This is a genomic window from Pandoraea nosoerga (assembly GCF_902459585.1).
GTDB classification, from domain to species: Bacteria; Pseudomonadota; Gammaproteobacteria; order Burkholderiales; family Burkholderiaceae; genus Pandoraea; species Pandoraea nosoerga.
Map to the genome: position 1 here is coordinate 334,362 of NZ_CABPSC010000001.1, position 11,599 is coordinate 345,960.

The following is an 11,599-nucleotide window of genomic DNA, read 5'->3' on the forward strand; positions in this document are numbered from 1 at the left end:
GGGCTCAATCAGGCCGATTTGGCCGCTTGCAGATGGGTGTACTTGTCCAGCAATTGCTCGCGCGTCTCGACGTGCTCGGGATTGACGGGGATGCACTCCACCGGGCACACCTGCACGCACTGCGGTTCATCGAAGTGACCGACACACTCGGTGCACTTGTTCGGATCGATTTCGTAGATTTCGATCCCCATCGAAATTGCGTCGTTCGGGCACTCCGGCTCGCACACGTCGCAATTGATGCATTCATCGGTAATCATCAAGGCCATACGGCACCTCCAGCCGTATCGCGAAGCCAGCGGGCCACGAAGGCCCGGCCGGCGCACACGATACTTATCCCTTCGCCGACTGGTCGCCGACTTTCGTCACCAGCCATTTCTCGACGGAAGGGAACACGAACTTGCTCACGTCGCCGCCCAGTTGGGCAATCTCGCGCACGATCGTACCCGAGATGAACTGGTACTGGTCGGACGGCGTCATGAACATCGTTTCCACGTCGGGCAGCAGATAACGGTTCATGCCCGCCATCTGAAACTCGTACTCGAAGTCGGACACCGCGCGTAGGCCGCGCACGATCACACGCGCCTGATGCTTGCGCACGAAGTCCTTGAGCAGCCCGGAAAACCCTTCGACGGACACGTTCGGATAGTGGCCCAGCACTTCGCGCGCGATGTCGATGCGCTCCTGGAGCGTGAAGAACGGTTTCTTGTTCTTGCTATCGGCCACCCCGACGACGAGCTTGTCGAAAATGCCCGCAGCACGGCGGACCAGGTCCTCGTGCCCTCGGGTAAGCGGGTCGAACGTCCCTGGATAGATCGCCACTACCATGCCAACGTCTCCTCGCGGCTGGGGACCGATGCTGCGTACTTGTTCATTGTGGTCTCTAGGTTTTCGGAATCGATTCAAGCAAATGATAATGCACCGCCCCGGCTTTCGCCCGGCGCAGGCACGCGAGCCCGAGCGCGGCGAGCGCTTCGTCCGCGAGCGGCGCGTCGGACTCGGCATAGATCACGCCGTGCGGCGCAAGCAGACGGGCCGCCGGCGCCAACAGCTCGGCGAGCCAGCCGCTCGCAAACGGCGGGTCGAGAAATACCACGTCGAATGCCCCGGGCGAGAGTGTGGTTATCAAGCGCCGTGCATCGGCCTGAACGATCTCGATCTGACTGGCCCCCAGCTTGGCCTGATTGGCGCGCAATTGCCGCACCGCGGGCGCGGCCTGCTCGATCATCACGACACGCGTCGCACCGCGCGAGGCCGCCTCGAAACCGAGCGCACCGCTGCCGGCGAAGGCGTCGAGGCACTGCATGCCGGTGAGGTCCTGTCCGAGCCAATTGAAAAGCGTTTCGCGCACGCGGTCAGGCGTGGGCCGCAGTCCGTCGCCGGGCGGCACGGGCAGCGGCGTGCGCTTCCATTGGCCGCCGATGATGCGCACCTGCTGCGGCGCGTGGCGGGCCACATTGCCGGCACCGGTCTTCATGGCGCGCTCCGGGAGACGGGCGCCGCACCTGGAGCGGGCGCACCCAATACATCGGGGCACGGAACGCTATGGCCCGCATCGATGCAAAAAAGAGGTCGCGCGCGGCAATTCACGCGCAGGGAATCCAAAATCATGGCAAATCACGCTACATTGTTGAGGCGAAACATACCACATCGCCCGCCCCCCTTGCCCCGTCGCCGGAGCGCGCAGCGCCGTAACGGCCCGCGTCGGCGATGGGGCGAGCGCCGGTCGCGGCCCATGGCTCGCCGCCGCTCGCCGCGGCTCAACAGGAGTCTGCCCGATTCGTCATGACCGCTGCCGCCATCGAGGTAACAGAACTGTGCAAGGCCTACGAGGGCCGATCTGTCGTCGATCGTCTGTCCCTTCGCGTCGCGCCCGGCGAGTGTTTCGGCCTGTTGGGGCCGAACGGCGCGGGCAAAACGACCACGTTGCGCATGCTGCTCGGCCTGGTGACGCCCGACGCGGGCTGCATCCGCCTGGGCGGCATGCCGGTGCCGCGGCTGGCGCCCGAGGCACGGCGGCGCATCGGCGTGGTGCCGCAATTCGACAATCTCGATCCCGACTTCACCGTGCGCGAGAACCTCGCCGTCTTCGGCCGGTATTTCGGACTTTCCCGCGCGGACGTGCGTGAGCGCGTGCCGGCGCTGCTCGCCTTCGCCCGGCTCGAGGCCAAGGCCGACGCACGCGTCGGTCAGCTCTCCGGCGGCATGAAGCGCCGCCTCACGCTCGCGCGCGCGCTCATCAACAATCCCGATCTGCTCGTGCTCGACGAGCCGACTACCGGTCTCGATCCGCAGGCGCGGCATCTGATCTGGGAGCGGCTGAAATCGCTGATGAACGAGGGCAAGACGATTCTGCTGACGACCCACTTCATGGAGGAAGCAGAGCGCCTGTGTCATCGGCTGTGCGTCATCGACGCGGGGCGCAAGATCGCCGAGGGCACACCGCCCGAACTCGTCGCGCGCGAGATCGGGTGCGACGTGGTGGAGCTCTTTGGCGACGTCCCTCGCGGCTTGATCGCCCGGCTCGCGCCATTGGCCGAGCGCATCGAGTCGAGCGGCGAGACGCACTTCTGCTACGTGCGCGACGCCGCGCCGCTCGTCGCCGCGCTGCACGACCAGCCCGGCGTGCGCTATTTGCATCGTCGGGCGAATCTGGAGGACGTCTTTCTCAAGCTCACGGGACGGGAGATGCGCGATGAGTGAGTCGACGAATGAGCCGACGAATGAGCCGTTGAAAACATCGGTGAGCGAGTCGACGGCCCGGCCCGACCTCCCTCGCTACCTTCCCGGCGCCGGCGCGTGGGTGAGCGTCTGGCGGCGCAACTTCCTCGTCTGGCGCAAGCTCGCGATCGCGTCGATGTTCGGCAATCTCGCCGATCCCATGATTTACCTGTTCGGGCTGGGCTTCGGACTGGGGATGATGGTCGGCGACGTGGACGGCACGTCGTACATCGCGTTTCTCGCGGCCGGCACTGTCGGCTCGAGCGTGATGTTCTCCGCGAGCTTCGAGTCGATGTATTCGGGCTTCTCGCGCATGCACGTGCAACGCACGTGGGAGGCGCTCATGCACACGCCGCTCACGCTCGGCGACGTGGTGCTGGGCGAGGTGGTCTGGGCGGCAAGCAAGGCGGTGCTGTCAGGACTCGCCATTCTCGTCGTGGCCAGCGTGCTCGGCTATGCGCGCCTCGACAGTCTCGCCATCGTTCTGCCGGCGATCCTGCTCGCGGGTCTTGCATTCGCCAGCCTGGCGATGGTCATGACGGCGCTCGCGCCGAGCTACGACTTCTTCATGTTCTACCAAACGCTCGTGATGACGCCGATGCTGCTGCTCTCGGGTGTGTTCTTTCCGTTGTCGCAGTTGCCGGCAGCCGCGCGGCACGTCACGGAGTGGCTGCCGCTCGCGCATGCCGTGGCCCTGATCCGCCCGGCCATGCTCGGTCGCGCCATCGATGCGCCGTGGCTGCATGCCGGCGCGCTCGCCGTGTACGCCGTCGCGGGCTTTGCCGTCGCGCTCGTGCTGCTGCGCCGCCGGATTCTTCGGTAACGCCGAGGGCGAACGGCATCGCCCCCGGCGCGGCCTGGCGCTTACTTCGCCTTCGCGCCCGCGGCCGGCTTGCCGCCGGGGGCGGCGGCACCTGCGCCGGCCGTACCGAATACGTCGCCCGGCCCCACGACGACCGTCGCGAGACGGTCCGGCCGCACGTGGCGCGCGAAGGCATCCCTGACCTGCGCGGCCGTGACGGACTTGACCTTTTCGGTCCACGTGTCGAGGTAATCGAGCGGCAGGTTGTAGAAGCCGATGGCCGCCACGTTGGCCAGCAGCTTGCGGTTGCTGTCCAGGCGCAGCGGGAAGCCGTTCACCAGGTTGTCCTTCGCGGCCTGCATCTCCGCGTCGGTCGGGCCTTCCTGCACGAACTTGTCGAGCGTCTCGCGCACGACGTTGAGCGCCTCGCGCGCCTGTTCGCGACGCGTCTGCAGGCTGATCTCGAACGGCCCTTCCTGCAATTGCGGCACGAATGCACTCGACACGCCATACGTCAGCCCGCGCTTCTCGCGCACTTCGGCCGTGAGCCGCGACACGAACCCGCCGCCGCCCAGCACGTAGTTGCCCACGAGCAGCGGAAAGTAGTCGGGATCGCTGCGCGCCATCGACGCCTGCCCGGTCACGATGTGCGCCTGCTCCGCCGGGTGCGGCAGATCGATCTGCACGGCGCTGCGCAGCGGCGCCACGGCGGGCATTGCGGGCGGCGTGACGCCCGCCGGCATGGCCTCGGTCAGCGTGGCGACCACCTTCTCGGCCTGCGCGCGGTCGATGTCGCCGACGATCGTGACGACCGCCCGCTTCGCGCTGTACATGTCGCGGTAAAAGCGCACGAGGTCGTCGCGCCTGATGGCGCTCACGCTCGCCACCGTGGCGCTGACGCCATACGGATGGCCGCCATAGATGGCATGGCGGAACGCCTTCTCGGCAATCGGCTCGGGCTTCGTGTCCGACTCGGCAATCGCCGACGACAGTCGCGCCGATTCGCGCTTGAGCACGGCATCGGGGAACGTCGGGTGCTGCAGGAACTGCGCCATCGTGTCGACGGCCGCGTCGCGTTCGGCGCGCGACGACAGCGTGCGCATGGTGACGGTCGCGGCGTCCCGACCGGCATGCGTGCCTGCCATCGCGCCGACGTCGGCGAAGCGGTCGGCAATCTGCGCCTCGGTGAGTGCGGGGCGCCCGCCCGCGGCCGCGGCGCCTGCGTCGAGCAGGCCCGCCGTGAGCAGCGCGAGTCCGGCCTTGCCGGGCGGATCGTAACGGCTGCCGGCATCGAAATCGATGTTCAGGTCAATCATCGGGATCGAGCGGCTCTCGACGAGCAGCACCTTGGCGCCGGACGGCGCGGTCCAGGTCTGGATCGGCAGCGCGGCCCGGGCGCCGGTAGCGGCAAGCGCGGCGACCGCGCCTGCCGTCACGCACGCCAGCAGGCCCGCGCGCGCAGGGAAAAACGCACGCATCAGTGCGGAAATCTTCATCATCGTGTGGCCCTCTCAGCGCATGTTCTTCAGGTCTTCCGCCCCTTGGGCGCGGCGCTTGCGTGTCGCTTCGTCGATCGGCTGCGGCACCAGCGTGGCTACCGTGAGCGAATCGTCGCCGAAGTACTTGCCGGCCACCGCCTGCACCTGCGCGGGGGTCACCGCCTTCACCTTTTCGAGCATGCGGTCGATCTGCCGCCACGAGATGCCCGACATTTCGTTCAGTCCGATCTCCATCGCCTGACCGAACACCGAGTCGCGCTTGTAGATCTGCGATGCGACCACCTGCGCCTTCACGCGCTTGAGTTCCGCCTCGGTCACGCCATGCGCGGCGATGTCGGCGATCTGCGCGCGCAGCGCCTTTTCGATCTGCTCCGGCGTCTTGCCTTGCGCCGGCGTGCCGTCCATCAGGAAGAACTGCGGACCGCGGCCGACGCCGTCATAGCTCGCGCCCACGTCGTTGGCGATGCGCTGCTCGCGCACCAGGCGGCTCGTGAGCCGCGCGTTGCCATAACCGTCCAGCACGGCGGCGAGCACCTGCAGCGCGTAGACGTCGTCGTCCTTCTCGACGTCGCTCAGACGCGGCGCGCGCCACGCGAGCATCACGTTCGGGTTCTCGGCGGGTGCCTTCACGAAAACACGCCGCACCCCCATTTGCGCCGGCTCGTTCTGCGCACGGCGTTCAGGCAGCGCCCGCGGCTTGAGCGGCCCGTAGTACTGCTCGGCAAGTTGCCTGACCTGCGCCGGATCGACGTCGCCGCTCACGACCACGACGGCGTTGTTCGGCGCGTACCAGCGTTCGTACCAGTCGCGCGTGTCCTGCACGGTCATGTGCCGAAGATCATCCATCCAGCCGACGATCGGACGGCGGTACGGGTTGGCCACGAGCGCCGTGGCCATCAGTTGTTCGTAGAGCAATGCGCGCGGCTGATCGTCGGTGCGCAGACGGCGCTCTTCCATGACGACCTGGATCTCCTTCGCGAATTCGTCGGCGGACAGCGTGAGGTTGGTCATGCGATCGGCCTCCAGCCGCATCATCTCCGGCAGGCGCGACTTCTCCGTCTGCTCGAAGTAGCCGGTGTAATCCTTGCTGGTGAAAGCGTTCTCGCGGCCGCCCAGCGCGGCGACCTGGCGCGAGAACTGGCCGGCGCCCACGGATCTGGTGCCCTTGAACATCATGTGCTCGAGCGCGTGCGCGACGCCCGTGGTGCCATTGAACTCGTCGAGCGAGCCGGCGCGATACCAGACCACGTGGGCCACCGTGGGCGCCCGATGGTCTTCGCGAACGATCAGCCGCAGGCCGTTCGATAGCGTGAATTCCGAAGTGTTGTCCGTGGTCTTGCTGCCGCCGGTGTCGGCCGCATGGCTCAGGCTCATCACGCCGGCCAGGGCCAGTCCGGCCAAGGCGTGTCGCCAGCGCATGGTTCGCGTCATGGATCCCCTTTCGCCCGTCATGGACGTCGATACGCGTCTGATAAAATACGTCGCATTTCCCGCGTCGGAAACAACGACTCGCCCATTGTAGGGGTTTTGTGCGACGCGAATGGCAAGACAAATCAGAGACGCACGCCGACCGCGCGCCCCCACGTCGAGTTCTTCAACGCATGTTCAGTTTCTTCAAGCGCTTCAAGTCGGGCGGCAACAAGGCCGCCGAGACGAGCCCCGCACCGGCCGAATCGCCCGAATCGCCCGGATCGCCCGGATCCGCCCCCCCGGCCGCGCCGACAGCATCGCAGGCGAGCGCCGCCCAGGCGCCTGAGCCCTCACACTCGGCACACTCGGCACACTCGGCACACTCGGCGCCTGTCGCGTCCGCCACGCCCAGCGCTGCGGCGAACCCCGTGCCGCCGGTCCCCGCCGCGGCGCCGACGGCTGAGGAATCAGCCGGCCAGCCCGCCGAAAATACGGAAGTCTCCGAGCCCATTTCGGCCGAAATCCCAGCGCCGGACGAACGGGTCGCCGCCGAACACGTGGAAGTGGCGGAAGTCGCGCCGCCGCCGGCGCCGGTCGTCGTGACGGACGCGCACGGCGAAGCCATCGGCGAGATCGTCGCCGCGCCGGCGCCGGCGCCGGCGGCCAGGCGCTCGTGGCTCACACGCCTGAAGGCGGGCCTGTCGAAGACCAGTGCGGGCCTCACCGGCATCTTCGTCGGTGTGAAGGTCGACGAAAACCTCTTCGAAGAACTGGAAAGCGCGTTGCTGATGAGCGACGCGGGCGTCGAAGCCACCACGTTCCTCCTCGACGCCCTGCGCAAGAAGGTCAAGGCCGAGCGGCTGACCGAAGGCGACCAGGTCAAGCGCGCGCTGCACGACCTGCTGGTCGAACTGCTGCAACCGCTCGAGCAGAGCCTCGTGCTCGGCCGTGAGGCGCCGCTCGTGGTAATGATCGCGGGCGTGAACGGCGCCGGCAAGACCACGAGCATCGGCAAGCTCGCCAAGCATTTCCAGCACTATGGCCAGTCGGTGCTGCTCGCCGCGGGCGACACGTTCCGCGCAGCGGCCCGCGAGCAACTGACGATCTGGGGCGAGCGCAACAATGTGGCGGTGGTCTCGCAGGAAAGCGGCGATCCGGCGGCTGTGGTGTTCGACGCCGTCAACGCCGCGCGCGCGCGCAAGATCGACATCGTGATGGCCGACACGGCGGGCCGGCTGCCCACGCAGTTGCATCTGATGGAGGAGCTCAAGAAGATCAAGCGCGTGCTGGGCAAAGCCGCGGAGGGCGCGCCGCACGAAGTGCTGCTCGTGATCGACGCGAACACCGGTCAGAACGCGCTCACACAGGTCAAGGCGTTCGACGACGCCCTGCAACTCACCGGCCTCATCGTGACCAAGCTCGATGGCACGGCCAAGGGCGGGATTCTCGCGGCGATCGCGCGTCAGCGCCCGGTGCCCGTCTACTTCATCGGCGTGGGCGAGAAGGTCGAGGATCTGCAACCGTTCTCCGCGCGCGAATTCGCCGACGCGCTCCTGGGGTAAGGCGCGCGAGCCCGGCGTACCGGATCGGACAAAGCGGCCCGCCACTGTCGTGCGCGGGCCCTTTTGTTTTCGTTTGCGTTTGGGTTTCGTTTTCGTTTCGTTTTGGGCGGGCGGGCACGATGCTAATCACATCTGCTGCGCGACGAGCCCGGCGCCGAGCGCCCACATCATCGTGCCGACGAGGCCGTCGAGGATCTGCCACGCGCGCGGGCGCGAGAACAGCGGCGCGAGCAGGCGCGCCCCGTAGCCGAGCGTGATGAACCAGAGCGCCGACGCCGTCATCGCTCCCCCGGCGAACCAGACGTTGCCCGGGTATGCCTCGCGCGCGCCGATGCCCCCCAACAGAATCACCGTGTCCAGATAGACATGCGGGTTGAGCAGCGAGAGCATCGAGACGAGCACGAGCGCGCGCTGCCAGGTCATGCCCTGTGTGGCGACGCGGCTGCCGTCCGCCTGCAGCGCGCCCGTGCCGCGAAACGCGGCGCGCCAGGCACGCAACCCATACCAGAACAGAAACGCGGCGCCGCCCCACGTCACGGCCGTCAGAAAGCGCGGGTAGGCCTGGATCAGCCCGCCCATGCCGGCCACGCCCGCCGCGATGAGCACCATGTCGCAGATCGTGCAGACGGCGACGACCACGCCGACGTGGCGCCGCAGAATGCCCTGACGCAACACGAACGCGTTCTGCGCGCCGATCGCCATGATGAGGCTTGCGCCCAGCGCCATGCCTCGCCAGAAAGCCGGGTCGAACATCGCCGGCTTACTCGGCGTCGGGTTGCGCTTCGGGCGTGGCGCGCCGGAACGCGTCGAGCGTCAGGCAATGTGCGTTGACGGCGGCGATGCGCGGGAACGGCGTCATGTCGACCTTGAAGCGATTGGCGTTGTAGACCTGCGGCACGAGGCAGCAGTCCGCCAGCGTCGGCGTGTCGCCGAACATGAAGCCGCCCTGGGGCGACCGGGCGGCGAGCCGGGCTTCGAGCGCCTTGAAGCCCTCGACGATCCAGTGCACGTACCACGCGTTCTTCTGCTCCTCGCTGACGCCCAGGTCGTGCTTGAGGTAGCGCAGCACGCGCAGGTTGTCGATCGGGTGGATGTCGGCCGCAATGTCGAGCGCAAGAGCGCGCACTTGCGCGCGCGCCGCCGGGTCGGCGGGCAGCAGCGCCGGCGTGGGATGCGTCTCTTCCAGATATTCGATGATGGCCAGCGATTGATGGATATTCACGTCGCCGTCGACATACGTCGGCACCAGGCCATTGACGTTCAGCGCCCGATACGCCGGCTTGAGCTGCTCGCCGCCGTCGCGCACGAGGTGCACCGGCACCGTGTCGTAGTCGATTCCCTTCAGATTGAGGGCGATCCGCACGCGATACGCGGCGGAACTGCGGAAATAGCTGTACAGCGTGGGCATGGCAGACCTCGGTTAACGCAAATGGAGAGAGGACGCAGGCGAACGCCCGGCAGCGCACTGAGGCGCCGGGTGCTGCGTCGGAACACGAGATGGTACTTCAAGCGCTGGCCGCAAGGACACTTGATTGCGTATGATGAACGCTAGGCGGCGCGCCGCCTGTCGCCACGCTCACAAACGTTCGCCGCGACTTCCACCGCTTGCCGCCACTTGCCACGACTGACGCCGCTCGCTGCTCTTCGAACCGATTTCCGACCTGCCATGACCTCTGCCGCTCCCTTCGCCTGTGCGCCGCTGCTCAAGATCATCGCTCGCGGCGCCAAGGGCGCGCGCCCACTCAGCGCGGACGAAACGCGAACGCTGTTCGACGCGATCCTGGCCGAGCGCGTGGCGCCGGCCGAGCTCGGCGGCGTACTGATCGCCTACCGGATCAAGGGCGAGACGCCCGTCGAACTGCGCGCCATGCTCGACGCCGCCCACGCCACCTTTGCACCGCTCGCGGCGCCCGCCGGCGCGCCTGCGCCCGTGTTGCTGCCCAGCTACAACGGCGCGCGCAAGCAGCCGAATCTGACGCCGCTGCTGGCTCTGCTGCTGGCGCGCGAGGGCATTCCGGTGCTCGTCCACGGGCAGCATCACAGCGGCGCGAACCGGGTCGGCACGCAGGCCATCTTTGCCGAACTGGGGCACGCGGCATGCGAGTCCGGCGCGCAGGCCGAAGCGGCCTTGCGCACGCGTCGCGTGGCTTACCTGCCCATCGCGGCCCTCTCGCCGGCACTCGAGCGTCTACTCGAGATGCGCGCCGCGCTGGGCGTGCGCAATTCGGGACACACGGTGGTCAAGCTGTTGCAGCCGTTTGCCGGCCCCGCGCTGCGGCTGGTCAACTACACACATCCGGAATACCGGGAGACGCTCAGCGAGCTGTTCCGCGATGCGGCCAACAGCCCCGCCCCCGGCGTGCTGCTCTCGCGGGGCACGGAAGGCGAACCCGTCGCGGACGCCCGCCGTCAGGCCGCCATCGAGGGCTTCTGCGCCGGCGTGCACCGGCGCTGGCTGGAAGCGGAAGACGGCGCGACGGGCACGCCGCCGTTGCTGCCTGCGGCCGACGCCGCGGCGACCGCCCGCTGGATCGAGGCGGTGCTCGCCGGCGACGTGGAGCTGCCCGCGCCGATCGCACGTCAGGTTGGCGTCATCCGGCGAGCACTGGGGCTCGGCTGAGGGGCGCACCGCTAACGGCGGCATGATCGCGCCGGCCATGCCCCTCGCCCCCCCCCGTTCGACATCCGTTCGACATTCGGACGACATTCGGACGACAGCCGAGCTACAAGACCGAAATTTGCGCGAAGTTCGGCCGATTTCCCTCAAACCGGAAAAATCCCACGCTTTTTCGGAACATTTCGTCCCGAAACGCATCCAATTGCAAGCTGAGAGATCACGCGTGATGAGTAGCGAACGAGCGACAGACGCGGCGCCGGCACCACGATGAGCGGCGAGGAGAAGCCAGGAGCAGCCAAAAGCAGCCAGGGGCGGCCGGGGGCCGTCCGGACTGGCCGGGACCGGCCCAGATCGGCCAAGATCGGCCAAAATCGGCAATGGGCAGCAACGGGAAACGTCCGTGGATCGGGGAGCGAGCGATACCGGGGAAGCGGCGGATCAGTCGGCCGACGCCATGCGGGTCGCCTGCCAGGAAATGAGGCGCCACGCTTCGGCTTCGCGCACATGCACGGCCGTGTAGGCCATTTGTGACTCGAGCGAGCCCGTCGCCGTTTCCAGCTCGACCCAGACCTTGCCGGTCACGACCACGGTGTCGCCGAACTGGCGCAGTTCCTGCGCCCGGATATCGATGTCGAGGTAACGGCGGCGCCCCGACGTCAGCGCGTCGAGGAATTCGCGTTTGGTTTCGCGTTTGCCGTTGGAATGCACGTAATGCATGCCGTCTGCCAGGAGTAAGTCCAGTTGTTCGACGTCGCCCTCGACCATCGCGTCAAACCGCGCGGTTTCGAGCGCACGTACCGCGTCGATATGCTTCCCAGCCATGCTGATCTCCCATCTTCGCCGGCGCCGAACGCCCCCGGCTTGGGTTGCAATTTACACCATCCGCGTAACGTTTGCGCCGATGAGATCCCCCGTTTGACGGGGGCTGCTGGAAAACCCCGAGAGGCCGGAAACTTCCCGTCCCGTAAGAGTTCTAACGTCTTTAGCACTC

12 protein-coding genes are annotated in these 11,599 nt (G+C 67.4%); 4 read left to right on the plus strand and 8 right to left on the minus strand.

Features of this window, described 5'->3' with window-relative positions:
• Nucleotides 1–8: 8 nt before the first annotated feature.
• The 3 genes from PNO31109_RS01490 to rsmD form a co-directional block, all read right to left on the minus strand.
• Entirely contained in the window at nucleotides 9–266 is a 258-nt protein-coding gene (locus PNO31109_RS01490) for a YfhL family 4Fe-4S dicluster ferredoxin (RefSeq protein WP_150553860.1), read from the minus strand.
• Nucleotides 267–330: 64 nt separating this feature from the next.
• Nucleotides 331–825 carry a pantetheine-phosphate adenylyltransferase gene (coaD, locus tag PNO31109_RS01495; protein WP_150553861.1) on the minus strand — a complete coding sequence of 165 codons (495 nt, stop codon included), beginning with the start codon at nucleotides 823–825 and terminating at the stop codon, nucleotides 331–333.
• Nucleotides 826–880: 55 nt separating this feature from the next.
• Nucleotides 881–1,474, minus strand: a complete 594-nt coding sequence (gene rsmD, locus PNO31109_RS01500) for a 16S rRNA (guanine(966)-N(2))-methyltransferase RsmD (protein ID WP_150553862.1) — start codon at nucleotides 1,472–1,474, stop codon at nucleotides 881–883.
• A 308-nt stretch (nucleotides 1,475–1,782) separates the two neighbouring features.
• Here rsmD and nodI point away from each other — a divergent pair, with 308 nt between their 5' ends.
• A complete protein-coding gene (nodI, locus tag PNO31109_RS01505) occupies nucleotides 1,783–2,700 on the plus strand; it encodes a nodulation factor ABC transporter ATP-binding protein NodI (protein WP_241013717.1) in 918 nt (305 codons plus the stop codon).
• A complete protein-coding gene (locus PNO31109_RS01510; protein WP_241013716.1) occupies nucleotides 2,693–3,541 on the plus strand; it encodes an ABC transporter permease in 849 nt (282 codons plus the stop codon). Before nodI ends, PNO31109_RS01510 begins: the two co-directional genes overlap by 8 nt.
• A 41-nt stretch (nucleotides 3,542–3,582) precedes the next feature.
• Here the strand turns inward: PNO31109_RS01510 and PNO31109_RS01515 are convergent, their stop codons facing one another.
• On the minus strand, nucleotides 3,583–5,019 hold the full coding sequence (locus PNO31109_RS01515; RefSeq protein WP_150553864.1) for a M16 family metallopeptidase: 1,437 nt from the start codon (nucleotides 5,017–5,019) through the stop codon (nucleotides 3,583–3,585).
• Between the two features lie 12 nt (nucleotides 5,020–5,031).
• Complete coding sequence (locus PNO31109_RS01520) at nucleotides 5,032–6,450, minus strand: M16 family metallopeptidase (RefSeq protein ID WP_150553865.1); 1,419 nt, start codon at nucleotides 6,448–6,450, stop codon at nucleotides 5,032–5,034.
• 170 nt (nucleotides 6,451–6,620) lie between these two features.
• On the opposite strand from PNO31109_RS01520, the gene ftsY reads away from it, so the two are divergent.
• Entirely contained in the window at nucleotides 6,621–7,991 is a 1,371-nt protein-coding gene (gene ftsY, locus PNO31109_RS01525; RefSeq protein WP_150553866.1) for a signal recognition particle-docking protein FtsY, read from the plus strand.
• A gap of 126 nt (nucleotides 7,992–8,117) precedes the next feature.
• Here the strand turns inward: ftsY and PNO31109_RS01530 are convergent, their stop codons facing one another.
• Together PNO31109_RS01530 and maiA are read right to left on the minus strand one after the other, a co-directional pair.
• Complete coding sequence (locus tag PNO31109_RS01530; RefSeq protein ID WP_150553867.1) at nucleotides 8,118–8,744, minus strand: LysE/ArgO family amino acid transporter; 627 nt, start codon at nucleotides 8,742–8,744, stop codon at nucleotides 8,118–8,120.
• Between the two features lie 7 nt (nucleotides 8,745–8,751).
• Nucleotides 8,752–9,399, minus strand: a complete 648-nt coding sequence (maiA, locus tag PNO31109_RS01535; RefSeq protein ID WP_150553868.1) for a maleylacetoacetate isomerase — start codon at nucleotides 9,397–9,399, stop codon at nucleotides 8,752–8,754.
• 258 nt (nucleotides 9,400–9,657) lie between these two features.
• On the opposite strand from maiA, the gene ybiB reads away from it, so the two are divergent.
• The gene (gene ybiB / locus PNO31109_RS01540) at nucleotides 9,658–10,611 is read left to right on the plus strand and encodes a DNA-binding protein YbiB (protein WP_150553869.1); all 954 of its coding nucleotides are present in this window, start codon (nucleotides 9,658–9,660) and stop codon (nucleotides 10,609–10,611) included.
• Nucleotides 10,612–11,046: 435 nt separating this feature from the next.
• On the opposite strand, the gene PNO31109_RS01545 is transcribed toward ybiB, so the two are convergent.
• Nucleotides 11,047–11,430, minus strand: coding sequence for a nuclear transport factor 2 family protein (locus PNO31109_RS01545; RefSeq protein ID WP_150553870.1), 384 nt, complete (start codon nucleotides 11,428–11,430; stop codon nucleotides 11,047–11,049).
• Nucleotides 11,431–11,599 lie beyond the last annotated feature (169 nt).